This is a genomic window from Sphingopyxis sp., assembly GCF_016463645.1.
Taxonomy (GTDB): domain Bacteria; phylum Pseudomonadota; class Alphaproteobacteria; order Sphingomonadales; family Sphingomonadaceae; genus Sphingopyxis.
Window position 1 is genome coordinate 17867 of record NZ_JAEMQX010000012.1, and the last position, 22991, is coordinate 40857.

Below are 22991 nucleotides of genomic sequence, written 5' to 3' on the forward strand. Positions count from 1 at the left end.
ATGTGCGCAACGATCGACAAATTACACCTACCGCCGCTCAAGCCACCAGCTCTGCCGCCAGCCGTAGGAACTCGCGACCGCGTCGCCGGCCGCGTCGGTTGCCGGTTTGAAGCGGAAGCGCTCTTCGATCAGGCGGCAGGTTGTCGCGTCGAGCGCGGCATCGCCGCTCGACCGCGAAACGCGGCAGCCGGTAACGCGGCCGCTCGCTTCGATTGTGAAGCGCACTTCGACCTCGCCGCCCACCTTCGCGCGGCTGGCGGACTTCGGATAGTCGCGGTCCCGGATCGCACCGCTTCGCCACACCGCCCTGGTTCCTCCGCCCGTTCCATTGCCCGATCCGCCGGCACCGGTGCCGGCGCCGCGCCCGCCTGCGCCCGATCCGGGCCCAGGATCCGGCGTTGCTCCCGCGGAGGGCTGTTTTCCGGTGCCCGGCTGCGGCGCGGCGGCGAGTGGCGGCGGTTTCGGCGGAAGGATCTTCGGCTCGGGAGCCGCGACCGGAGCAGCTTCGGCGTGTTTGCCGGCCGCCGATGCCTTCCCGCTTGGCGTCTCGTCGACAGCGGGCGCGGGCACCGGCTCTTCTTGCCGCCGCTCGGGCGCGGGGAGGGTGATCGCGCTGATCGCGTTGCTGGCCGAGCGGATCACTTGCAGATCGAGCCCGCTCGCGAGACCGACGCCGACAGCCAGTGCGACAAGCAATGCGCCGCCGCCGGCGATCGCCCGCTGCCGTCCTGTCGGTTGTCCGGTGTAGCCCATCGCGCGTTCCAGGCGCACGCCTGCCGTGCGCAACGGCGATCTGTCTAGAGGAAATCCTCTAGCGTGGACATGAACCGGTCGAACTGGTCGTGGTGTAGCCAGTGACCGGCATTTTCGAACTCGATCACCTTAGCGGTGTTGAAATGCTCGAGCCGTCCGTCACGCTCGGGGTTCGAGGCCCAGCTGTTCGCGCCATAAAGGAGTAGCGTCGGGCAGGCGATCGCGCCCCACAGCGCGGCGATGTCGTCCTGCGGCATGTCAAACGCGGGCCAGACGTTGAGATAATTGTCGAACTTCCAGCCCCAGGTGCCGTCTTCGTTGCGGCTGATACCGTGGATCGTAAGGTGGCGCGCCTGCGCTTCGGTCAGATAGCTGTTCTCACCCATCATGCGTGCGAACGCATCGTCGAGGGTCGCATAGCGGCGCGGGGTGCGGCCTGCTGCCTGCCTCTTGTCGTCGATCCATTTGCGGAAGCGCTCGGAATAGCCGGTCTTCGCGCGCTCGGCGAGCACCTTGGGCGAGGGACCGAGCCCTTCGATCGCGACGAGCTTGCTGACATTGTCGGGATAAAGGCCGGTGTAGCGCAGCGCGATGTTTCCGCCCATCGAATGCGCGACGATCGAAAGCGGACCGAGGTCAAGCTGGTGGATCAGCTGGGCGAGGTCATAGACAAACGTGTCCATCGCGTAGTTGCCGTCGGGCGACCAAGCGCTGTCGCCATGGCCGCGCAGGTCGGGCGCGATAATGTGATAGCGGTCGCGCAGCTTTTCGGCGACCCAGTCCCAGTTGCGGCAATGGTCGCGGCCGCCATGGACGAGCAAGAGCGGTGGCGCGTCCGGATTACCCCAGTCAACATAGTGAAGCTTCAGCCGCTGGGAGATGAAACTATTCGAAGTAGGGCCGGCACTTGCCATCGGATCGTCCTTGCTGTCTGTTCCAGTTTCAAAAGGCGACTGGTTTCGATCCGTCAACCCCGCATCGGTGCCATCGGTCTTCGGATATGAGGCAAGGGAGAGAGGCATGACAACGTTCCGCGATAATCTGCTGGCCGGAAAGACCGCGTTCGTTGCCGGGGGCACGAGCGGCATCAATCTCGGCATCGCCAAGCGATTTGCCGAACTGGGGGCGAAGGTCGCGGTGGCGGGGCGCGACCCCGACAAGGCGGCCCGCGCGGCGGAGGAAATCGGCGCGGGTGCTCTCGGCCTGTCGGGCGACGTGCGCGACTATGGCGCGATTCGCGGCGTGATGGAGGAGGTGGCCGACAAGCTCGGCCCGATGGACATCGTGATCTCGGGTGCGGCGGGCAATTTCCTCGCCCCGGTGCTCGGCATGTCGGCCAATGCCTTTCGCACCGTGGTCGACATCGATCTCAATGGCACCTTCAATGTGTTTCGCGGATGTCACGATCTACTCAATCGGCCCGGCGCGTCGCTGATCGCGATCACCGCGGGACAGGCGGTCAATGCGTCGGCGCTGCAGGCGCACGCCTGCGCGGCCAAGGCAGGGATCAACCAGCTGATTCGCGTACTCGCGCTCGAATGGGGTCCCGAAGTCCGCGTCAACGGCATCTCGCCGGGGCCGATCGCCGATACCGAAGGTATGAAGCGGCTCGCCCCGGATGCGGAGACGCGCCAGTCGCATTACGACCGGATCGCGATGAAGCGCTGGGGCAAGATCGAGGAAGTTGCCGAATCGGCGGTGTTCCTCTGCTCGCCCGCCGCAGGTTATATCACCGGCACGATCCTCGATTGCGACGGCGGCAGCCAGATCGGCGACGCATCGCGCGGTGATCTGGCAAAGGGAATGGCCTGACAGCAAAAACGCCGCCAGCCCTGTTGGGATGGCGGCGTTTTTAATGGTGGGCGTGGCAAGGATTGAACTTGCGACCCCTGCGATGTCAACACAGTGCTCTACCACTGAGCTACACGCCCATCCGTTGGGGTGACGCGCCCCCTAAAGGCCTCGATGCGGCTTGGCAAGCCCTTCACGCATGACCGTGTCGTTATTGTTGGCTCGACCGGTCGGCGCGGCCGAAGAGCTTGTCGACTTCACGGACAAGGTCCTTGAGGTGGAAGGGCTTCGACAGCAACTTTGCCTGCGGCACATTTTCCTCAGCGCGCAGCGAAACTGCGGCAAAGCCGGTGATGAACATGACCTGCGTCTGCGGTGCGGCCTTCGCCGTATGCTGGGCGAGCTCGATCCCGTCCATTTCGGGCATCACAATATCCGAAAGGAGCAGGTCGAACGTTCCCGAATCGATATAGGGGACAGCGGCCGTGCCGCGGTCGACGGCGGTGACATGATAGCCGGCGCTGGTCAGCGCGCGGGCAAGATACTCGCGCATCACATCGTCGTCTTCGGCCAGCAAGATACGAATCATGTTAAAGTCTGTTCCCTGGTCGTCCGGAGCAGCCGGTTCCGCCTGGCTGCATCCCTCGTTCATAAGCCGGTATAGCGTCAGAGATTTAACAAATTCACGCGCGATGCTGGATTCGCCGCGCTTTTTTTGCCACTCGTGGTAAATGCCATCCCGCAGCATCCTGTCCTCCGCCATCGCTGTCAACCGGCCCGCGGCGAGCGGACCCGTCGTCGTCTCTGTACCGCATGCGGGGCGTCTGTATCCGTCAGAGGTACTGGCGGCGGCGCGCGTCGAGCGGTCGCAGCTCGAACGACTAGAGGACGGCTGGTGCGATCTGATCGCTGCGGGCGCCGTCGCTGCGGGCGCCACCGTGGTGCAGGCGCTGTGGGCGCGGGCGGTCGCCGACCTCAATCGCGGTGAGGGACAGATGGCGCCGGGCGAGGTCGCAATGCCGCTGCGCGCGCAATTCTCGGCGCCGGGCCGCAAGGAGCGGGCGGGGCTCGGCGTCGTGCCGACGCGGCTCGCCGATTGCGGACCTTTGTGGAAGCGGCCTATCGACGGCGCCGCACTGCATTGGCGGCTCGAATCCTTTCATCGGCCCTATCACGCCGCGCTGGCGGACGAGCTGGCGCGCACGCGCGACCGGTTCGGTCATGCGATCCTGATCGATCTCCATTCGATGCCTCCGATTCCGGCCGGGCAGCCCGGGCATGGTGCGCGACTCGTCGTCGGCGATCATTTCGGTGGAACCGCCGACGACTGGCTGGTCGACCAGGTGATGGCGCGTGCGGAAGAATTGGGGGAGACCGTCTCGCGCAACCAACCCTACGCTGGCGGGCATATCATCCGCACGCACAGCCGTCGGGGCGACGGGGTCCAGGCGATACAGATCGAAATCGATCGCAGCCTCTATCTGGCTGCCGATCGCACCCCCGACAGCAGGCGGGTGTCGCGGCTTTCGCGCTGGTTTGCGGAACTCGTCACCGATCTGGGCGGCGCGCGACCCGAAGCCGAAATATTCCCGCAAGCTGCTGAATAAAAAACCACCTCGTACCGAAGTACGAGGTGGCCAGGGTCCAGGGAGGACGCGCCCGCGTCAAAGCTGACGGGACACTCGCCGCGATGGAAAGGGGGAAAACCATGGCGGCGTAGTTTGAATTTAGGGGTTTGTTCGCCGACTTACAAGAAGCGACAGTACAGAATCTGCAATATGCAGAAAATTGGTCGGGGAGAGAGGATTCGAACCTCCGGCCCCTGCCTCCCGAAGACAGTGCTCTACCAGGCTGAGCTACTCCCCGACCGATCTGCGCGCCGACCGGGGTCGCCGCGAAGGCAGGGCGGTCCTCTAGACGTGCAATCTGCGAACTTCAAGCGCCAATCGGCACATCGAAGAGGATTGCTGCAACTAGAGCCTTTCGGCAGTTCGAAAGCTGAAATGACCGTCAGCAACAAAAATCAGATGATCGACGAGATCGATACCCATTGTTCGCAGGAAAAGCGCGGCCTCGTGCGTCGCCGCGATGTCGGCGTCGCTTGGCAAGGCAATGCCCGACGGGTGATTATGCGCCATCAGGGCGGTCCGGATGCCAGCCTCTACCAATGCGCGCCAGCGGTACGGCGCGATGATGCAGCGCCCGGTCGTGTCGCCCTCGATGCGTTCGAGGTGTACCAGCCGACCGAAAGCGTCGAAGCCGAGCAGAAGCAGCGCCTCGCGTTCCTCGTCGAACAGCGGGCGCAGCAACAGGTGCGCGATATCATCCTCCACCTCGCGGGAGACGAAACCGGCGAGCGCCGGGCAGGGCACTTTATCGAGGGGGGCGAACCGGCTCACGGCGACGCCCATGCGCCCTGCGCGCAGGATTCCAAACGTCCGACTGCCCCGCATCGGAGGCTTTGGGGTCCGGCATCGGCTGCTCCCTTGTCCGCCGGCGGTGCGGGGCCTAGCAATGTGAGGCTAACACCGGGAGTGAGTCTTGCCTGATTCCATCCATTATGAACTGCAATATCTCGATCTGATGCGCCGCGTCTGGATCGAGGGCGATGAGCGTGTCGACCGCACCGGCGTCGGGACGCGATCGTTATTCGGCGAGACGATGCGATTCTCGCTGAAAGACGATGCGATACCGCTGCTCACGACGAAGCGCGTCTATTGGAAGACGGCGCTGCGCGAGATGTTGTGGTTTCTCACGGGCGACACGAATATCCGGTCGTTGGTCGCGCAGGGCGTGAAGATCTGGACCGATTGGCCACTCGATAAATATCGCAAGGCGACCGACGACGATATCAGCGCCGAAGATTTCGAGGCGCGAATCGTCGCCGACGCGGCTTTCGCGGCCGAGTGGGGCGGCCTCGGCCCCGTCTATGGTCACCAGTGGGTGAACTGGCCGCGCTATGAACCTGCGGGTGAGGGGCTGTTTCGCCTATCCGGACAGGGGCACAACCAGATCGCTGGGCTCATCGATTCGCTCCGCAACAATCCGGGATCGCGGCGGCATATCCTCACCGGCTGGAACGTTGCCGATCTCGATCACATGGCACTACCGCCCTGTCACATGACCTATCAGTTCCACGTTCGCAGCGATGGCGGGCTGTCGTGCCTGCTGTTTCAGCGCTCGTGCGACCTTGGCCTCGGGTTCGCGTTCAACATCTTCGAGGCGGCGCTGCTGACGCGGATGATAGCGCAGCAATGTGATTTGTACGCGCATGAGGTCGTGTGGACCGGGGGTGACGTCCATCTCTATCTCAATCATGCCGAACTGGTCGAACAGCAGTTGCGGCGTGTACCCGAGGGCGCGCCGAAGCTGCACATCCTTCGTCGGCCCTCAAGCATTTTCGATTACCGTTTCGAGGATTTTGCGGTCGAGGATTATGCGCCGCAGGCGCATATTTCTGCGCCCGTCGCGGTCTGACGCGCGCCATTGCATTCGTATGGAGGCGGTAATAATATGTCGCCGTGTTGAAATATAACTAGGCGCCGATTCGCGCCTTCAAAGGGAAGAAGATATGCCTGAGACGCCTCGGCGCCCGGCGAGCAATTTGCCGCCGCTGTCGCTTCATATCCCCGAGCCGCGCTATCGCCCCGGCGATACCCCGGACTTTGGCGATATCGAAGTTCCTGCGGTCGAAGCGACGCCGCGCCCGAGCGAAGCGACCAGGCCCGACGCGATGCGCGAGTTGAGCTATGGTCTCGTGCGCGTGCTCGATTTCGACGGGCAGGCGAAAGGGCAGTGGGATCCGAAGCTGTCGCCCGAGCGGCTGCGCACGATGCTGCGAAACATGATGCTGACGCGGGCGTTCGACGATCGTATGTTTCGCGCGCAGCGGCAGGGCAAGACCAGCTTCTACATGAAGTGCACTGGCGAGGAAGCGACCTCGGTGGCGTCGACGATGGCGATCGACCGGACCGACATGGTTTTTCCGAGCTATCGCCAGCAGGGCATTCTGATCACGCGCGACTATCCGCTGATCCAGATGATGAACCAGATCTATTCGAACCGCGGCGACCATCTGCTCGGTCGCCAGTTGCCGATCATGTATTCGGCACCCGAACATGGCTTCTTCAGCGTCTCGGGCAACCTTGCGACGCAATATCCGCAAGCTGTGGGCTGGGCGATGGCCTCGGCATCGAAGGGTGACAGCCGTATTGCGACCGTGTGGTGCGGCGAAGGCTCGTCGGCGGAGGGCGACTTCCACTCGGCGCTGACTTTTGCGACCGTTTATAATGCGCCGGTCATCTTCAACGTCGTGAACAACCAGTGGGCGATTTCGAGCTTCTCGGGCTTTGCTGGCGGCGAGCGGACGACTTTTGCCGCGCGCGCGGTGGGCTATGGCATTGCCGGCCTCCGCATCGACGGCAACGACCCGCTCGCGGTATATGCCGCAACGCAGTGGGCGGCCGACCGGGCACGCACGAATAACGGCCCGACGCTGATCGAGCATTTCACCTATCGCAGCGAGGGGCACAGCACCTCCGACGATCCGAGCGCCTATCGCGCCGCCGACGAAGCCACCGCTTGGCCGCTCGGCGACCCGATCGCACGGCTTCGCCAGCATCTCGAGACGATCGGCGAATGGAATGCCGAACGCCACGAGGCGCAAGCGAAGGAACTCGACGATCTGGTGAAAACGACCCAGAAACAGTCGGAAAAGCTCGGCATTCTCGGCCACGGTATGCATCAGCCGTTCGAGACGATGTTCGAGGATGTGTTCGAAGAGATGCCTTGGCACCTCAAGGAACAGTGCGATCAGATGCTCGCCGAGCAAGAGGCCAAGTTCGGCCCCAACTGGAAGCCCGAATGATGACCGGCGAGACGAAAACCATGAACATGATCGAGGCGATCAACAGCGCCATGGACGTCATGCTGGGGCGCGACGACAAGATGGTCGTGATGGGCGAGGACGTCGGGTTTTTCGGCGGTGTTTTCCGCGCCACGGCAGGCCTGCAGAAAAAGCACGGCAAGACGCGTGTGTTCGATACGCCGATCAACGAATGCGGCATCATCGGCGTCGCGGTCGGCATGGGCGCCTATGGCCTGCGGCCGGTCCCCGAGATCCAGTTCGCCGACTATATCTACCCTGGGCTCGACCAGTTGGTCAGCGAGGCGGCCCGCCTGCGTTACCGCTCGGCCGCGGACTTCATCTGCCCGATGACCGTGCGCACGCCGTTCGGCGGCGGCATTTTCGGTGGCCAGACACACAGCCAGTCGCCCGAAAGCATCATGACGCACATCTGCGGGGTGAAGACGGTGATCCCGTCGAACCCCTATGATGCCAAGGGCCTGCTGATCGCGGCGATCGAGGACAACGACCCCGTCGTCTTCCTCGAACCGAAGCGAATTTATAACGGCCCGTTCAGCGGCTATTATGACCGTCCGGTCGAGCCTTGGTCGAAGCATGACGCGAGCGCGGTGCCGGAGGATTATTACCGCATCGAACTCGGCAAAGCTGCGACAGTGCGCGAGGGTGAGGCGCTGACGATCCTTGCCTATGGCACGATGGTTCACGTCACCAAGACGATCGTCGAGGAAATGGGCATCGATGCCGAAATCATCGATCTCCGCACGCTGCTGCCGCTCGATATCGAGGCGATCGAAACGTCGGTGAAGAAAACCGGCCGCTGCTTGATCATCCACGAAGCGACGCGCACCTCGGGCTTCGGCGCCGAACTCGCCGCGCTGGTGCAGGAGCGCTGCTTCTATCATCTCGAGGCTCCGGTCGAACGCGTGACCGGCTTCGACACGCCTTATCCGCATAGCCTCGAATGGGCCTATTTCCCCGGCCCGGTACGCATCGCGACCGCGCTGACCAAGATTTTGAAGGACTGACGCCATGGCCCGTTATTCATTCCGTCTGCCCGACATCGGCGAAGGCATTGCCGAAGCCGAGATCGTCGCCTGGCACGTCAAGATTGGCGAGCGCGTCGAGGAAGATGCGCAGCTTGCCGACATGATGACCGACAAGGCGACCGTCGAAATGGAATCGCCCGTTTCGGGGATCGTCGTCGAACTGGCGGGCGAGGTCGGCGACCTGATCCCGATTGGTTCGACGCTCGCCGTGATCGAGACCGACGGCGATGCCGAAGCGCCGCCGGCTGATACGCGGGCGGAACAGGAGGTCGTTGCGGAAACGCCGGGTGCTGAGGAGATTTCGGTGGCCGAGGTCGCTGCCACGGTGGCCGCTCCCGCGCCGGCGCCCGCTCCGGCCCCGGTGCCCGCCGCCGCCGAGCACAGCCGCGCCGTGCTCGCATCGCCGGCCGTCCGCGCCCGCGCCAAGGACCTCGGTGTCGACCTTTCGCAGGTTCAGGCCGAAGGTGACCGCATTCGCCATGCCGACCTCGACGCCTTCCTGCGTTACAGTGGCGGGCAGGGCTATCATGCGCCCGGCGCCAGCCGCGCGCGCGCCGACGAGCCGATCAAGATCATCGGCATGCGCCGCAAGATCGCCGAGAATATGGCGGCGTCGAAGCGCGCGATCCCGCATTTCACCTATGTCGAGGAAATGGACGTCACCGCGCTCGAAGAGATGCGCGCCGACCTCAACGCCAACCGCGGCGGGCGGCCGAAGCTGACGATGCTGCCCTTCCTGATCGTGGCGATCTGCCGTACCATTCCGCAGTTTCCGATGATCAACGCGCGTTACGACGACGAAGGTGGCGTGGTGACGCGGTACGGTGCGGTGCATCTGGGCATGGCGACGCAGACCGATGCCGGCCTGATGGTCCCGGTCATCCGCGACGCGCAGGACAAGAATGTGTGGCAGCTCGCGAGCGAGATCACGCGCCTTGCCGAAGCCGCGCGCACCGGCAAGGCGAAGGTCGAGGAACTGACCGGCGGCACGCTGACCGTCACCTCCCTCGGGCCGCTCGGCGGGATCGCCACGACCCCGGTGATCAACCGTCCCGAGGTCGCGATCATCGGCCCGAACAAGATCGTCGAGCGGCCGGTATTCGACGGCGATGAAATTCGCCGCGCGAAGCTGATGAACCTGTCGATCAGCTGCGACCACCGCGTCGTCGATGGCTGGGATGCCGCCAGCTATGTGCAGGCACTCAAGAAGCTGATCGAAACGCCGGTCCTGCTGTTCGCGGACTGAGACCATACGAAGCAATCCGGGGCAGTGGACGCTCGCTCCGGATTGCTTCGCTAGGCGCGCGGGCTATAGTCCCAACCCCGCGAAGCTTGTCTGGTCGAACTTCAGCTTGAAGGTCACATAGGCGCCCGAGCGCGAGAAGCGCGCCTCTTCGAAATCGCGGTCGTGGAACCCTGCGAAATTATAGCCGAAGGTGATGTTCGCATTCGTCATCGGCGCCAGCGTCACCGTCGGACCGCCCGCCCAGCTCACGGTGTCGGCGTCGGTCCCGATGCGCACGGTGCCCGAGGCGCCGACGTCGACATGCTCGCCAAGGTTGAAGCGGAAATCGGCGCCGATCAGGTTCGACCAGCCCTTCACGTCGTCCGCACCGAAGCGGTCGAAATTGTAGCGGGTGCCCCAGAAGAAGCCGATCTCTGCGCGTTCGTACCAGCCGTCGCGGAACCCACGATCGCCGAGCGGCGTCCAGTTCACCGACAGGCTGTTGAGCAGGCGGCGGCTCGTTGCGTCGCCGTCGATCGTCAGCGTGCCGCCGATCGGGCCGGCTTCGCCCGCGACCGCATCACGCACCTTGTCCGAACGAAACTCACTCTTGTTGAGCCATGATACACGCGACGCCGCGGGGCGATGGGCCCAGCTCATCTCGAAATTGATGACCTCGGTTGTCGGCGTTGTGCCGGCTCCGCTCGCCTTGGCGTAAGTGAAGAGCGCGCCCAATGTACGGCCCTCGCCGAGCTGGCGGAGGCCGCCCAGCGTCAGTCCGTAACGGTTGGCGATTTCACCATCGCGATATTCGGCACGGCCCGTCAGCGTCCAGCGGTCGGCGCGATAGGTAGCGCCGGTGCTGATCGCGAGGAAATCTTCGGTCAGCGTGCCGTTGCCGCCGAGGAAGCCGCCCGACGCGACCGGCTGGTCGACATTGAGCACGTCGCGCGCGCTGATGCCCCCGATGGTGCGATTGCCGTCGACCGACACGTCGACCGACCCGCGCTCGCCAAACTTCAGCGATTGCGACAGGCCGTAGGCGGCGAAGCTGCGCGGGCCATATTCGCCAATCTCCTGCTGGTTTGCGGTGGCGAGCAGCCGCGCCCCCGACCAGGGCGTCAGGTCGAAACCAAGCCGCGCGGTGCGCGCCTTGATCGTGTCGCCATCGGCGATTTCGTAGCTGCCGACCAGGTTGACGTCGCGATTGATCGCATAGCGCGCGCCAAGACGGTGCCGCGTCGGGAAATCGACGCTCGCATCTTTGCCGCCGAGCGCGAATTCGGTCTGCGCATCGAGTTCGAGGCGTTTGCCCATCAGTCGCTGCGTCGCACCGAGCTGGACGATGTTCGAACGGTTACGGCTGCCATCGGTCAGGCGATCGTCGGCGTGCGTCAGCCCGGCGCGTGCGACGATGGTGCTATTGTCATATTCGACCAGAGCGCGCGCCGCGCGGCGGCGTGCATTGGTGTCGAGATAATCTTCCTGCCATGCGCTGCCGGTCACCGATAGGTTGCGGCTGGCTTTGAGCCTCGCATCGAAGCCGAATTTGCGCGTGCCATTCTCGCTGCTGTTGAGCTGGCCGGTGCCGAACCCTGCCTCGCGTTCGCGGATATAGGCGAGGAAGTCGGCGTTGCTGCTGTGATGTTCGGCCTCGATCAGCCATGCCTTGGCAGTGCCGTCGGCCGCCGTGCCGCCGTTGTTCGCCTTGGCATCGCTCACCGCGAGTTCGGCGCGGACCTCGGTTTCGATGGTCGGACGATAGCGTGCGTCGACGCCGCCGAGGTTGGTCTTGGCGTTGCCGTCCTCGTCATGGATGAAGGTTGCGCCGACGCGCAATTTCTCGTCGTTCGACTGATAGCTGACGCGGCCGCCGGCGTTGAGCACGCGCTGGCCGACGCCGTTGACCTCATATTCGGCAACGATGAATTGCGGGTCGAGGTTCCACGAGCGGCTGAGCACCGGCTCACGGAAGCGGATCGTCCCCGACAGATAGTCGATGTCATAGTCGACATGGCGCGAAAGGCTGACGCTGTCGACGATGCGTTCGCTGTGCAAGCGGTCGCGCGTTTCAATAACGATCCGTTCGCTGTTCGGCAAAATATCCTTCGCGCCAAGCTGGTACGGGCCGGTCACGCCATTGCCCTGAAACTCGTCGCGACGGAACCGGTACGGCGTGTCGGCGACGAAGGCGGTCGCGGCGACATTGCGGCCGCGATATTCGGCCTTGCCGCCGTTGAGCGCGCGCTGGTAGCGGGCAAGTTCGGGTTCGGAGATTCCGGTCTCGATATCACCGAACATCGCATAGAATTGCGGGCGTTCGAGACGCAGATAGAGTTTGCGCACCGAGGCCGCGTCATAGCGCGTCTCGTTGCGGTCGGCGTATATGGTGTAATAGGCGCGCGGATCGATTGCGCCGCCAAACCGGGCGTCATCCTTGTCCTTGTCGCTGTCATAGGCCAGCGTCATCAGCCATTTTCCGCGTACGCGGCCCTTGGCGTAGAGCGCGAGGCGGGCGTCGGCGTTGAGATCGTCGAGTGTCTCCGCGACCGGCTCCATCCGGTCGCCCAGCGTATTATAGCCAAGCGTGCCAGCGGCAAAGCCGATGACGGTCCACGGACGGTTGCCGGGATCGAGCCAGGTTTCGATCGTCTGCTTGCGCGTCACCTTGTCGTCGCGGAAGGTGAATTCCATCGCAAGCGTGCCCGACGCGGTCGTCGGTTCGAGCTCGATGGTAGCGATGCCGTCGTCGCCATCGATCTTCCACACCGGCTGCGCGCGTTCGATACCCGCGAGCTGGCGCGCCTGCTGCGCATCGGCTTCGACCGCGGGATAATAAGGCGTGGGAACGCTGAAATCGCCTGTCAGGCCCGCGCGGATCGGCTTGCCGTCGCGGTCGGTCAATCGCACCGCGATCACCGGGCGCGTCACCCCGTCGGCGATCAGCACCGACTTTTCGCGGATCAGCGTCGCGCGCATCGGGATGATCGAATAATGGACGTTGCGTTCGAGCGTTTCGATGATGATGCCATTGGCGTCCGCCACCTCTGCGATGAGGCGGTTTTCGCCCTCGCGGATTTCGAGCCCGCGCCACAGGCTGACGGCAATGCTGCCGTCGGCCGATTTGCTGACGCCCTCGAAGGTCAGGGGATCGGCGGGCTTGCCGTTGACGCGGAGCGATACTTTCTGCCCCGGGACGTGCTTGATCGCGGCGCGGATCGCCTTGGCGCGCGGATTATGGTCGGCGTCGGGGAACAGCCAGCCGATACCCGGTGTCTGCCCTGCGAGCCAGTCGCGATTGGCGCCCGCGGCTTCGGGATCGCTCAGCGCCTTTGGCGTTTCGACAACGGCCCTGATCGGCATGGCGCGCGGTGTGCTGGCGACGGCACGGAAGTCGGCGCGCTTCAGCGCACCGCCGCGGCCTTCGACAAAGCGCGAGATTGCGCTGCCGGCGGTCTGCGTGGAGCGCGCGCAATCGATGGCTTCACGGTCGAGGGGCAGCGTCGACGGATCAATCTGCACGACGTGCAAGCCGGGACGGACGCCCTCGAAGTGATAGCGGCCATCCTCGTCGGTAACGGTGTAGCTGCCGTCCTGCAGCATCACGCGCACACCCATGATGCCGCGGTCCTTGCCCGGATCGACGGTGCAGCCGCCGTCGGTGATCCGGCCGATGATGGTCATCCGGTCGCCGAGCTGGTCGCGTTTGATCGAAATCGTTGCTTCGGCGATGTTGCTGGTCGATCCACGGTTGTCGGTGGCGGTGGCGCGGTTGAGCGCATTGCCCGGCTGCGCCGACACAATGACTTCGGCGAGGTAGGTGAGTAGCGCCGAGCGCGATGCAGCAATGCCGGGCAGGGTGACGGCGAACTCTCGGCCATTTGCTTCGACCGTGGCATCGACGCGGACGCCGTCGACGCGCACCGTATCGGTGCGCAGGCGCATATCCGCCGGGAGGACGTCGCGCACGGTGACCGTGCCGGTGCTGCGACGCGTATCGCGGTTGGCGACCTCGACGCGATACTGGATCACGTCTCCGGGTACCGCGACTTGCGTCGAGGTCGTCTTGCGCAGGATCAGCGGCAGACCCGGCCGATCGACGGGAATGTCGACACGCACGGGGGCGGGGCTGCTCAGCGTGAAGGGGTTGCCGTAGCTCGCACCCGTGATTTCGAACGGCTGCCCGTCGTCGGGACGGCGCAGGCCGGCGAGCGCTGCGGGGCTGGAGGTCGACGGCGCAGTGTAGGGGGCAGGCGGTTCGACGATCAAGCGATAGGTCCCCGGTGCGACAAAGGGGAAGCGATAGTCGCCCGGCGGGAAATTATACGTCGTGCCGCCTGTGTCTGCGACACTCTGTCCGGTCACGACGCTCGATGGATAGGCCGAAACACCGTCGTCGCCAAACACCTGTGCGGGCTGGCCGGTCGCGGCATCGACGATCGTGACGCGGCTGCCGGCAACGGGTGCGCCGTCACCGCTGTCGAAGACGATGCCGAACGGATCGACGAGGAAGTTGATCGTCGCGAGCGCGACGAGGCTGGCGCTCGCCTGATCGGTGACGCGCAGCGACAGTGGGGCGCCGGGATCGACCGACAGGCGGCAATCGCCTTGCGCGATCGCGGGCGGAACGCCCATGGTGTTGATGAAGCCGGTGAATTCGCCGCTGTTATTCGCCGTTTCGGTCAGCGTGATCGACTCGCGATCGCCGTTTTCGAGTTCAAGGATGACGGGCAGGGTGTCGCGCTGCTGCGGATCGGTATTCGCCGACACCAGCGTGATCGCGACGACCAGCACTTCGCCGGCACGGAAATTGTCGGTGCTTTGCAGCGATGCCGGGGCGGTCGAGATGCCCTCGTAAACGCCGCTGAGAGGGATCGTGCTCGTCGCGCTGCGCGCTGCCGGGCGGTTACACTGCGTCGGCGCAAGCGGCACCGACTTGTTGCCGCCGCTCGCTGTCAGCCGATACGTCGTGATCGTCGGCGGCTCCGGCGGGCGGGCCGTCACTGTCACATCGACGCGGTTCGACAGCGCCTGACCGGGCTGCCCGTCTTGCGTCCACTGCGCCGAAGCCGTGTTCGTGATCACCTGCGCGCGCGCCGCGGGTATCGCGGGCAGCAGCGCTGCCGCGACCAGGGCGGTCACAAGGCCGGAAAATTTCGCGCGGAGTGCCATGCAAGCCCCGAAGGAGGCAGCGGAGCCGGCACTTGCCGGAACCCCGCCGCCCCGTCCGTTACCCGATCAGTTGACGGTTGCGCGGAAAACGAGCGTGCCGGCGGTGCCCGCGGCGATCGACGCGATCGTGCCCGACACGTTCGGTGCCGCATAACTGCCACCGGCCCCGCCGTTGAAATCACACACACCGCCGGTGACCGTGCCACCGAGCAGGATCGTGCCCGCATTGAACGTCAGCTGGCCCGGAACCGGGTCGGTGATCAGCACCGACGTTGCCGCGGCGCTGCCGGTGTTGGCGATGGCGATACAATATTCGATGACCGCACCCGGGATCAGCTTCGGATTGGTCGTGCTGTTGACCGGATCCGAGATGATGCGGCTGGTCTTGGTGACCGCGAGCGTGGCGGTCTGCACCGTATAGTCGTCATTGTCGCTGTGCGATCCGTCGCGCGCGGCATCGCCCGCCACGCCGGGCGTGATATCGGCGAAAACGGTATCCTTTCCGGCGGTGTTCGCACCCGTGGTTTCGGTGATGGCCGCGCCTTGGGTGCCGGCCAGTCCGCCCTCGCGTGCCGTGGCGCGCAACGTGACTCCGGCAACGGCGTTGTTGACGAGACCTGCCGGGATATCGGCTACGACGAACAGGCGAATCGCGGTGTCGACGACGAGTTCGTCGATATAGTTGGTGATCAGCGTATCGCCGGCGTCCCAGCTACCGATCGTGCCCGACGCAATATTGTCGCGATAGATGCGGACATTGTTGACGTTGAACGTATCGGTGCCGGTATGGGCCGCCGTGCCGCCGACCTGCTGCGTCACCGTCAGTGCGAAGTCGAGCGTCTCGTTCGACGTGTTGGTGAGCTGGAAGGTGGTGACGGCATTGGCCTGTCCGGGCACGACCGTGGTCGTGAGGTCGGCGACTTCCTCGACAAGCACATTGATCTTGCGGTCGACGGTGAAATTGTTCGACGCCGACTGCTGTCCCTGTGCGACGCCACCGACCTGATAGTCGACGGTGGCAGTATTGGTGATCGTGGTGCCCGCGGTCGTGCCGACGGCAAAGGCCGGCGTGGCGGCGACGCTCGAAAGCGCCGCCAGACCGATGGCACCCATGTTCGTCAGCTTGCTGGTCATAGCTGAGCTCCTGGGCTTTATGCTGGTTGCCGTTTCCCCACCGCTGGCAACCGTTAAGCGGTTTGTTTCACCTGGTTATCTGACAACTCCCCGAAACATGAGCTTGCCCGTGCCGCCGACCGGGATCGGATCCCGGAAAGCCCAGCGAATGTGCGTGACGTCGGCAGGCTGCGCGGCGCGGCGCGTGCCGTCGGTCATCGGAACCGAAAGGTCGGAAAGCAGTCCCCACTGCTTGCCGCCGTCGACCGAGACCAGCGGCCGCGTGTCGCCGGCGTCCGCAAAGCGGACCGCCGAGGGCATCGGGTTGGTGATCACGAACCTGTCGGCCGGCTGCGCGCCGGCGTTGCGATAGTTGAGCACGAAGACGAGGCGATCGCCGGGAACGACCACCTTCGGTTCCTCGAGAAGGATCTTCTGTTTGCCTGCGGCATCGGTCGAGACCCGCTCGACGAACACATGATTGTCGAGCGTGACCTGGTTCGCGGCGAGTGCCTGCGCGGGCGCAAGCGCAGCAAGCAAAAGGAAAAGAACAGTGCGCATGCGCATCTCCATCAGTCTATCTGGGTCCGGAAGGTGACAGTGCGGGTCTGGCCGCCGGCGACGGTTCCGAGCATCACGTTGATCCGCGAACCGTTATAGTCTCCGGCATCGGCGTCGGCCGCGTCGGACAGCCCGCTGCCGCCGAGCGTGATCGAGCCGGGGGCATAGCTGGTGTCGGCGGGAATATTGTCGGTGATCGCAAGGCCGCTGACCGACCCGCTGCCCGCGACCGTGGCAACGATCGTATAGGTGATCGAGGCCCCGGGTATCGGATCGGCGGTGCCGAGCGAATTGGTCACGACTGCCGATTTGACGAGCGTAACGGTCGCGGCCGAGACGACGAATGCACCCGCATCGGTCCCGTCGGCGCCGGTTGAACCCACAACCGCGTCGCCGCCGCCTTCGCCCTGACCGGCGAAGCTGCGGCCGGGATCGCCTGTCCCCGTCCTTGCGGCAGCAACGAGGCTGACGATACCGCGATTGCCGTCAACGACCGTTCCCGGCGTCGTCGCGAGGACGAAGACGGTAATGCTCTGGTCGGGATCAAGCGACGGATCGTTCGCGCCGGGCGTATAGAGCGTGTCGGCGCTGGCGTCGAAGATGCCATCGCCATTGTCGAGATAGGTCTGGGTGACGACAGGATCGTAATTGTCGCCGCCCGCATTGGCGATCGTCGTCAACCCGAAGGCTTCGACGCCGTTGCCGTTGTTGGTGACCGAGAAGGTGAGCACCTGTCCCGTCGCGCCCGGGGTCGTCGGAACATCGGCGGGATTGCTCGAATCGACGGTGACGTCGAGCACTTCGTCGACGAGCAGGTCGACGCGGTTCGAATCGACCGTCGTCGTACCGCCGCCCGTATCGAAGCTCGCGCTCGCGGTGTTGCTGATGGTGGAGCCAGCGCGCGTGCCGGCGGCTTCGGCCAGGATTGGCAGCGCAAGCGCCGCCAGCAGGGCGATGATCGAACAAGAGGGAAGAAGCCGATGCTTCGCGCCCCCCACGGGCGCTATCATCATCATTTTGACTCCGAACAGGTTGGTCCTTGGAGCCGTCAGTCGCCGATAAAGGGTAATTTCTGGTTAAAATGCAGGTAAAAGGGCCGACTTTGCTCCAAATGGAGACAGGGAGCCGGAGATTTCGTCGCAAAACGGGGCGACTGGCGCAGCGGGTAAAGCGCGCGTAAGATGAGGCGGTTAACGAGGAGAGCAGGGGTGGCGGAGGACCGGGGCAGCAAGGATGTGCGTCCGCCGCGCGTCAATCCGCTCCAGCAGATCGAGATCGACGATTTTCGCCGCGACCGGCTGCTTGCCGCGCTCGCGCTGATCCTTGGCGCCGCATTTTGCCTTGGGCTACCTTTCGCGCTTCAGGCCGGTGCTGAATTCTTCCTCCCGCTCACCGCTGCGATCGTCATCGCAATCGCGCTGGTGCCGCTGCTCGAATGGCTTGAGCGGCGCGGTCTGCCGTCGGCGCTCGCGGCATTCCTGGCGCTTGCGACCTTCCTTGCGATTATCAATGCCGCGCTCGCGATCATCGTCGTTCCGGCGACAGGCTGGTTCGCGCGCATTCCCGAATCGATTCCCCGCATCCAGAGCAACCTCGCGCCGCTCATCGACTTCTATTCGACGCTGCAACGCTTCGTCGATCGCACGCTGATGTCGGTCGCCAGCGGCACCGAGGCGACCGCGCAGGCGGTGGCAGCGACCGCGCCGACCTCGGTGGTCGACTATTTCATCTCGTCAGCACCGTCGGCGGCGATCCAGCTTTTTTTCGCTGTCCTCGTGATCTTCTTCTTCCTCGCGGGCTGGACCCGGCTGCGCAAGGGAACGATCCGGCGGCGGGGCAGCTTCGACGGCGCGATGCAGACCGCGCGCGTGATACAGAATGTCGTCGATGCGACCGCCGACTATCTGGCGACGATCACCATGATCAACGCGATACTGGGCCTAACGGTCAGCCTGCTGCTGTGGGCGCTCGGCATGCCGTCGCCCTTCATGTGGGGCGGGATCGTGAGCATCTGCAATTTCGTGCCCTATCTGGGGCCGATCGTCGCCGCGGTGCTGCTGGGGCTCGGCGGGCTGATGACCTTCGACGCGGTCGGGCTCGCGCTTTTGCCCGCGCTGATCTTCATCGGCGTGCATCTGGTCGAGGCGAATCTGATCACACCGCTCGTGCTCGGCAAACGGCTGACGATCAACCCGCTGCTGATTCTCGTGTCTTTGAGCTTCTGGGGATGGGTGTGGGGGACGCCTGGGGCGTTGCTTGCGGTTCCGCTGCTGCTGATTTTGCAGACGGTTCTCGCTTCGACCGGAACGCCTGATCTCGCGGGTTTCCTTTTCGAACATGGCACGCTGACGACTGCCGACGAGGTGCGCGATCGATTAAATCGCACGCAGGATGAAAGCGACGGTTGACAGGTCGGAGCGGGGGCCATATTGGCGCGGCTCCCAAGCACACGCGGGTGTAGCTCAGTTGGTTAGAGTGCCGGCCTGTCACGCCGGAGGTCGCGGGTTCGAGCCCCGTCACTCGCGCCATTCCTTCCTTTCCCGGATGGAATGGCCACCGCAGCTTGGGACCATTCCATCACTGAAAATCGGGAAAAATGGCGCGGCGCTTCAACCGCGCCACTTCCCCAATTCCATCCAGCGCAGCAACGGCTTCAGCGGCAGGATCCAGACGATCCCCGCCGCAAGGTAAAAGATCGCCTGCACCAGCACGGGCCAGCTACCCACCCATGGTGACAGGCTGACGACAATGCCCGTCCACCCGGCGATCAGCGCCAGAATCAGGAACATGCCGGCAGGTTTTCGCCAGCTTGGCTGGGGGCCAGGCGGTATTTGACTCACAAACGGTCTCCACACGGGATGAATTCTTGTTCGGTCAATATCGCGTCGAGCGCGATGTCGGTCGATTCACGCGGCGTAGCGTCGATTTCCTGCACCGACCAGCCGACGCCAATCCGCAGTGGCCCGGGATGTGTGGCGAAATAGCGGTCGTAATGGCCGCCACCCTGGCCGATGCGCCCTCCCGCCCGGTCGAATCCGATGAGCGGACAGAAGATGATACCGGGATACGCCACTGGAGAAGTCTCGGCCGGCTGCTGCGAACCCCATGGACCTTTCACCAGCGATTCGCCCGGGCGCCATAGGGAAAAATCCATTTCGGCGACGCGTCCGCGGTGGCAGGGAAGGGCAAGAGCTCCCACCTTCGCAATGCCCGCAAACATCGGCAGAATGTCGGGTTCGTCACCCCATGGGACATAAGCGGCGACGATCGCATGGTCGGCTATGAGATCAACAAGCGGTGCCGGCATGGCGCGAAACGCCGCCAGTTGGGCCATGCCATCGAGATTTGCTACGAAATGCTGCCGCCGAAAGCGCAACCGCTCGCGCAATTTCTGTTTCTGCTGGACGAGGTGGGCGGACAGGTCGGTCATCGCCTCCTCGGGAGCTTGGCGGGCTGGTTGGCGGGACCGCCGTAGTCGTTTGCCGGAAAATCCTCTGACGCCAGTAACGTCAGGTGGGAACCATGTACGTCGGACCAAGGTCCGGGCAGGGACAGCTCCCTTGGATGATGTATCGCCTCAGGGATATTCGCAACGGCTCGTGCAGGGCAGTGCCCGCCGCCCCCTATGTAGGGGTGCGGGCCCGCTTGCTCAAGGGAGTTGCTCGACTTTCGCAGCAAGCGTTTCGATGCGGTCGGCAATCTGCAGCAGCGCGCGATCGTTCGACGGATTGGCGGCAGGCGCAGCGGTTGCGGCATTTTGCCGCGCGGTATCCAGTTCCTTGAGTGCCGCCTTTTCGCGCTCCACTGCGGCCTTGAGCTCGTCGCGCGCGGCTGCTTCGCGACTTTCTGCGAGCGCCACCGCGGCACGTAGCGAATCGGATTGGGGTTCGGCCTTTTCGACCTTGCCGCGGGCTTCCTGCGCCTCGTCGGCAAGCATCAGTGCGGCGAACAGCAACTGCCGCACCTCGGTCACTCCCGGCATCGTGCGGACTTGTTCATCGACGACGGCCGCGAGTCGCATCAGCTGCGCTTCCTCGCCATCGGCGCAATGGACGTCATAAGGGCGTCCGGCGATGGTCAGCTTGACATCAGCCACGCTTGGCCTCCGCGATAAGCAGGTCGAGCTCGCCGATCACGGCGGCAACCTCCGCCTTCAGCGCCGACTGGTCGGCAGCGGGCGCGGCAACGGGGGGCGCAGGGCGGTTCGCCCGATCGGCCAGAGCCTTTTCGATACGGCTGAGCGCGCGTTCGATACGGCCGATAGCCAGACTGGATTCGTCGAGATCGAGTTCCATAGCCAAAGGGTTAGCAGCGCCGGTGGAGGGGCGCAATCGCCTCTCAATGCCGAAATGCACCGGAATTTGTGCTGCATTCACGCCGCGGGCGGTTGACTCCTGACCCCGTCACCGCAAAGGGCTGTCCCCACCGAATCCGGTCACCTTCACATCCTTTCCCGGGGGACTCATGACACTGCCCGAACGTCAGCTCGCCAACGCGATCCGCGCGCTTGCGATGGATGCCGTACAGGCCGCGAACAGCGGCCATCCCGGGATGCCGATGGGCATGGCCGACGTCGCCACCGTGCTTTATTCGGACTATCTGAAGTTCGACCCGAATGCGCCCAAATGGGTCGATCGCGATCGATTCGTGCTTTCGGCGGGGCATGGCTCGATGCTCGCCTATGCGACGCTGCATCTCGCGGGCTATGCGCGTCCGACGATCGAGGATATCCGCAATTTCCGCCAGCTCCACAGCCCCTGCGCCGGCCACCCGGAAAATTTCGAGCTCGAAGGCGTCGAGACGACGACCGGGCCGCTGGGGCAGGGTCTCGCGACCGCGGTGGGCATGGCGATCGCCGAGCGGCACCTCAACGCGGTCTATGGTGACGATCTTGTCGATCATCGCGCATATGTCATCGCCGGTGACGGGTGCCTGATGGAGGGCATCAACCACGAAGCCATTGGTCTGGCCGGACATTTGCGGCTCGGGCGCCTGACGGTGCTGTGGGACGACAACCGGATCACGATCGACGGGTCGACCGACCTGTCGACGAGCGAGGATATCGCGGCGCGCTATGCGGCGACCGGCTGGCATGTCGAAAGCTGCGACGGGCACGATCCCGCCGACATTCGCCGCGCGCTCGACGCGGCGCTCGCCGATCCGCGCCCGTCGCTGATCGCGTGCCGGACGATCATCGGGTTCGGCGCGCCGAACAAGCAGGGCACGTCGGCAACGCACGGCGCCCCGCTCGGCCCCGACGAGATCGCCGCGGCGCGCAAGGAGCTCGGCTGGATCGCCGAGCCGTTCGTCATTCCCGCCGATATCGCTTCGGCCTGGGCGGCGTTCGGTGAGAAGGGCAAGGCGCTTCATGCGGAATGGAACGAACGTCTCGCAAATAGCGAAAAGAAAAGCGAATTCGAGGATCGTCTGAGCGGCAACGTCGTTCCGGGCGACGCCTTCAGGGCCTATCTCGACGGCCTCGTCGCCGAGCCGCCGAAGGTCGCGACGCGCAAGGCTTCGGAGAACACGCTTGGCGCCCTGACCGCCGATATTCCGGCGCTGATCGGCGGAAGCGCCGATCTGACGGGTTCGAACAACACCAAAACCTCGTCGACCAAGCCGTTGACGAAGAATGATTATTCGGGCCGCTATATCTATTACGGCATCCGCGAATTCGGCATGGCCGCGGCAATGAACGGCATGGCGCTGCACGGCGGCGTCGTACCCTATGGCGGCACCTTCCTGGTGTTCGCCGACTATTGCCGCGCCGCGATCCGCCTGTCGGCGCTGCAGCGCCAGCGCGTCGTCTATGTGATGACGCACGACAGCATCGGGCTTGGCGAGGACGGGCCGACGCACCAGCCGATCGAGCATCTCCAGTCGCTGCGCGCGATGCCGAACCTGCTCGTCATGCGCCCCGCCGACGCGGTCGAGACCGCCGAATGCTGGGCGCTCGCGCTTGCGCAGGAAAACCGGCCGTCGCTGCTCGCGCTGACGCGTCAGAATCTCCCGCCGCTGCGTCATGACGTCACCGAAAATCTTTGCGCGAAAGGCGGTTATCGCCTGCGCGGTGCCTCGGCCGCACGCAAGGTCGTGCTGGTCGCGACGGGCTCCGAAGTCTCGCTCGCGATCGAGGTCGCCGACAAGCTCGAGGCCGCTGGCCATGGGGCCGACGTCGTCTCGATGGTCTCGACCGAACTTTTCGACGAACAGGCGGCCGCCTGGCAGGCCGATATCCTGCCCGAAGACGCGCTGATCGTGTCGATCGAGGCGGGCACGACCTTCGGCTGGGAACGCTATACCGGCCGCCATGGCCTGCGTTTCGGCATCGACAGCTTTGGCGCCTCGGCGCCGATTGAAGACCTATTCAGGCATTTCGGCCTTACCGCCGATGCTATCACGCCCCAGATACTGGCAAAGCTCGGCAATTAAGGACCAGCTTCTTCCACGCAGAAAGGAATTT

General features: G+C 64.5%; 20 protein-coding genes and 3 tRNA genes. 9 read left to right on the forward strand and 14 right to left on the reverse strand.

Annotation, left to right across the window (positions count from 1 at the left end):
• Nucleotides 1–27: 27 nt before the first annotated feature.
• Both JHC57_RS04995 and JHC57_RS05000 read right to left on the reverse strand, forming a co-directional pair.
• Nucleotides 28–786 (reverse strand): energy transducer TonB, encoded by a 759-nt coding sequence (locus JHC57_RS04995; protein ID WP_294028905.1) that lies wholly within the window; start codon nucleotides 784–786, stop codon nucleotides 28–30.
• An 11-nt stretch (nucleotides 787–797) separates the two neighbouring features.
• Nucleotides 798–1667, reverse strand: a complete 870-nt coding sequence (locus tag JHC57_RS05000) for an alpha/beta hydrolase (RefSeq protein ID WP_294028906.1) — start codon at nucleotides 1665–1667, stop codon at nucleotides 798–800.
• Nucleotides 1668–1773: 106 nt separating this feature from the next.
• On the opposite strand from JHC57_RS05000, the gene JHC57_RS05005 reads away from it, so the two are divergent.
• Complete coding sequence (locus JHC57_RS05005) at nucleotides 1774–2565, forward strand: SDR family oxidoreductase (RefSeq protein ID WP_294028907.1); 792 nt, start codon at nucleotides 1774–1776, stop codon at nucleotides 2563–2565.
• 44 nt (nucleotides 2566–2609) lie between these two features.
• Here the strand turns inward: JHC57_RS05005 and JHC57_RS05010 are convergent.
• Nucleotides 2610–2684: transfer RNA gene (locus tag JHC57_RS05010), tRNA-Val, on the reverse strand.
• 71 nt (nucleotides 2685–2755) lie between these two features.
• Nucleotides 2756–3133 (reverse strand): cell cycle two-component system response regulator CpdR, encoded by a 378-nt coding sequence (gene cpdR / locus JHC57_RS05015; RefSeq protein ID WP_294028940.1) that lies wholly within the window; start codon nucleotides 3131–3133, stop codon nucleotides 2756–2758.
• Between the two features lie 142 nt (nucleotides 3134–3275).
• On the opposite strand from cpdR, the gene JHC57_RS05020 reads away from it, so the two are divergent.
• Complete coding sequence (locus JHC57_RS05020; protein WP_294028908.1) at nucleotides 3276–4151, forward strand: N-formylglutamate amidohydrolase; 876 nt, start codon at nucleotides 3276–3278, stop codon at nucleotides 4149–4151.
• A gap of 182 nt (nucleotides 4152–4333) precedes the next feature.
• On the opposite strand, the gene JHC57_RS05025 is transcribed toward JHC57_RS05020, so the two are convergent.
• Together JHC57_RS05025 and JHC57_RS05030 are read right to left on the reverse strand one after the other, a co-directional pair.
• Nucleotides 4334–4410, reverse strand: a tRNA-Pro gene (locus tag JHC57_RS05025).
• A gap of 107 nt (nucleotides 4411–4517) precedes the next feature.
• Nucleotides 4518–4943, reverse strand: a complete 426-nt coding sequence (locus JHC57_RS05030; RefSeq protein WP_294028909.1) for a JAB domain-containing protein — start codon at nucleotides 4941–4943, stop codon at nucleotides 4518–4520.
• Nucleotides 4944–5085: 142 nt separating this feature from the next.
• Between JHC57_RS05030 and thyA the strand changes: the two genes are divergently transcribed.
• From thyA to JHC57_RS05050, 4 genes are all read left to right on the forward strand, one after another.
• Nucleotides 5086–6021 (forward strand): thymidylate synthase, encoded by a 936-nt coding sequence (gene thyA, locus JHC57_RS05035; RefSeq protein WP_294028910.1) that lies wholly within the window; start codon nucleotides 5086–5088, stop codon nucleotides 6019–6021.
• A 94-nt stretch (nucleotides 6022–6115) separates the two neighbouring features.
• Nucleotides 6116–7411 (forward strand): 3-methyl-2-oxobutanoate dehydrogenase (2-methylpropanoyl-transferring) subunit alpha, encoded by a 1296-nt coding sequence (locus JHC57_RS05040; RefSeq protein WP_294028911.1) that lies wholly within the window; start codon nucleotides 6116–6118, stop codon nucleotides 7409–7411.
• A gap of 20 nt (nucleotides 7412–7431) precedes the next feature.
• Nucleotides 7432–8436 carry an alpha-ketoacid dehydrogenase subunit beta gene (locus tag JHC57_RS05045; protein ID WP_294028941.1) on the forward strand — a complete coding sequence of 335 codons (1005 nt, stop codon included), beginning with the start codon at nucleotides 7432–7434 and terminating at the stop codon, nucleotides 8434–8436.
• A 4-nt stretch (nucleotides 8437–8440) separates the two neighbouring features.
• A complete protein-coding gene (locus JHC57_RS05050; protein ID WP_294028912.1) occupies nucleotides 8441–9703 on the forward strand; it encodes a dihydrolipoamide acetyltransferase family protein in 1263 nt (420 codons plus the stop codon).
• 63 nt (nucleotides 9704–9766) lie between these two features.
• Here the strand turns inward: JHC57_RS05050 and JHC57_RS05055 are convergent, their stop codons facing one another.
• From JHC57_RS05055 to JHC57_RS05070, 4 genes are all read right to left on the reverse strand, one after another.
• Entirely contained in the window at nucleotides 9767–14854 is a 5088-nt protein-coding gene (locus tag JHC57_RS05055) for a hypothetical protein (protein ID WP_294028913.1), read from the reverse strand.
• A gap of 66 nt (nucleotides 14855–14920) precedes the next feature.
• Nucleotides 14921–15988 carry a hypothetical protein gene (locus tag JHC57_RS05060; RefSeq protein ID WP_294028914.1) on the reverse strand — a complete coding sequence of 356 codons (1068 nt, stop codon included), beginning with the start codon at nucleotides 15986–15988 and terminating at the stop codon, nucleotides 14921–14923.
• A gap of 75 nt (nucleotides 15989–16063) precedes the next feature.
• On the reverse strand, nucleotides 16064–16528 hold the full coding sequence (locus tag JHC57_RS05065; RefSeq protein WP_294028915.1) for a hypothetical protein: 465 nt from the start codon (nucleotides 16526–16528) through the stop codon (nucleotides 16064–16066).
• Between the two features lie 11 nt (nucleotides 16529–16539).
• Nucleotides 16540–17544 carry a hypothetical protein gene (locus JHC57_RS05070; RefSeq protein ID WP_294028916.1) on the reverse strand — a complete coding sequence of 335 codons (1005 nt, stop codon included), beginning with the start codon at nucleotides 17542–17544 and terminating at the stop codon, nucleotides 16540–16542.
• A gap of 165 nt (nucleotides 17545–17709) precedes the next feature.
• On the opposite strand from JHC57_RS05070, the gene JHC57_RS05075 reads away from it, so the two are divergent.
• The gene (locus tag JHC57_RS05075) at nucleotides 17710–18936 is read left to right on the forward strand and encodes an AI-2E family transporter (RefSeq protein ID WP_294028917.1); all 1227 of its coding nucleotides are present in this window, start codon (nucleotides 17710–17712) and stop codon (nucleotides 18934–18936) included.
• A gap of 43 nt (nucleotides 18937–18979) precedes the next feature.
• Nucleotides 18980–19056, forward strand: a tRNA-Asp gene (locus tag JHC57_RS05080).
• An 81-nt stretch (nucleotides 19057–19137) separates the two neighbouring features.
• Here JHC57_RS05080 and JHC57_RS05085 read toward each other — a convergent pair.
• From JHC57_RS05085 to JHC57_RS05100, 4 genes are all read right to left on the reverse strand, one after another.
• Nucleotides 19138–19368: a DUF2842 domain-containing protein gene (locus JHC57_RS05085; protein ID WP_294028918.1), complete on the reverse strand. Its 231-nt coding sequence runs from the start codon at nucleotides 19366–19368 to the stop codon at nucleotides 19138–19140.
• Complete coding sequence (locus JHC57_RS05090; RefSeq protein WP_294028919.1) at nucleotides 19365–19958, reverse strand: 5-formyltetrahydrofolate cyclo-ligase; 594 nt, start codon at nucleotides 19956–19958, stop codon at nucleotides 19365–19367. The genes JHC57_RS05085 and JHC57_RS05090 overlap by 4 nt, the downstream gene beginning before the upstream one ends.
• 219 nt (nucleotides 19959–20177) lie before the next feature.
• Nucleotides 20178–20624: a cell division protein ZapA gene (zapA, locus tag JHC57_RS05095; protein WP_294028920.1), complete on the reverse strand. Its 447-nt coding sequence runs from the start codon at nucleotides 20622–20624 to the stop codon at nucleotides 20178–20180.
• Nucleotides 20617–20823, reverse strand: a complete 207-nt coding sequence (locus tag JHC57_RS05100; protein ID WP_294028921.1) for a hypothetical protein — start codon at nucleotides 20821–20823, stop codon at nucleotides 20617–20619. The genes zapA and JHC57_RS05100 overlap by 8 nt, the downstream gene beginning before the upstream one ends.
• 169 nt (nucleotides 20824–20992) lie before the next feature.
• On the opposite strand from JHC57_RS05100, the gene tkt reads away from it, so the two are divergent.
• Nucleotides 20993–22960, forward strand: a complete 1968-nt coding sequence (tkt, locus tag JHC57_RS05105; protein WP_294028922.1) for a transketolase — start codon at nucleotides 20993–20995, stop codon at nucleotides 22958–22960.
• Nucleotides 22961–22991: the final 31 nt, after the last annotated feature.

Coding starts and splice junctions, on each gene's coding strand:
- JHC57_RS05090 (WP_294028919.1), bottom strand. CDS start 19,958: ATGACCGACCTGTCCGCCCACCTCGTCCAGCAGAAACAGAAATTGCGC.
- JHC57_RS05005 (WP_294028907.1), top strand. CDS start 1,774: ATGACAACGTTCCGCGATAATCTGCTGGCCGGAAAGACCGCGTTCGTT.
- tkt (WP_294028922.1), top strand. CDS start 20,993: ATGACACTGCCCGAACGTCAGCTCGCCAACGCGATCCGCGCGCTTGCG.
- JHC57_RS05060 (WP_294028914.1), bottom strand. CDS start 15,988: ATGACCAGCAAGCTGACGAACATGGGTGCCATCGGTCTGGCGGCGCTT.
- JHC57_RS05040 (WP_294028911.1), top strand. CDS start 6,116: ATGCCTGAGACGCCTCGGCGCCCGGCGAGCAATTTGCCGCCGCTGTCG.
- JHC57_RS05100 (WP_294028921.1), bottom strand. CDS start 20,823: ATGGAACTCGATCTCGACGAATCCAGTCTGGCTATCGGCCGTATCGAA.
- JHC57_RS05020 (WP_294028908.1), top strand. CDS start 3,276: ATGCCATCCCGCAGCATCCTGTCCTCCGCCATCGCTGTCAACCGGCCC.
- JHC57_RS05050 (WP_294028912.1), top strand. CDS start 8,441: ATGGCCCGTTATTCATTCCGTCTGCCCGACATCGGCGAAGGCATTGCC.
- JHC57_RS05075 (WP_294028917.1), top strand. CDS start 17,710: ATGAGGCGGTTAACGAGGAGAGCAGGGGTGGCGGAGGACCGGGGCAGC.
- JHC57_RS05055 (WP_294028913.1), bottom strand. CDS start 14,854: ATGGCACTCCGCGCGAAATTTTCCGGCCTTGTGACCGCCCTGGTCGCG.
- JHC57_RS05000 (WP_294028906.1), bottom strand. CDS start 1,667: ATGGCAAGTGCCGGCCCTACTTCGAATAGTTTCATCTCCCAGCGGCTG.
- JHC57_RS05065 (WP_294028915.1), bottom strand. CDS start 16,528: ATGCGCACTGTTCTTTTCCTTTTGCTTGCTGCGCTTGCGCCCGCGCAG.
- cpdR (WP_294028940.1), bottom strand. CDS start 3,133: ATGATTCGTATCTTGCTGGCCGAAGACGACGATGTGATGCGCGAGTAT.
- JHC57_RS05045 (WP_294028941.1), top strand. CDS start 7,432: ATGAACATGATCGAGGCGATCAACAGCGCCATGGACGTCATGCTGGGG.
- JHC57_RS05070 (WP_294028916.1), bottom strand. CDS start 17,544: ATGATGATGATAGCGCCCGTGGGGGGCGCGAAGCATCGGCTTCTTCCC.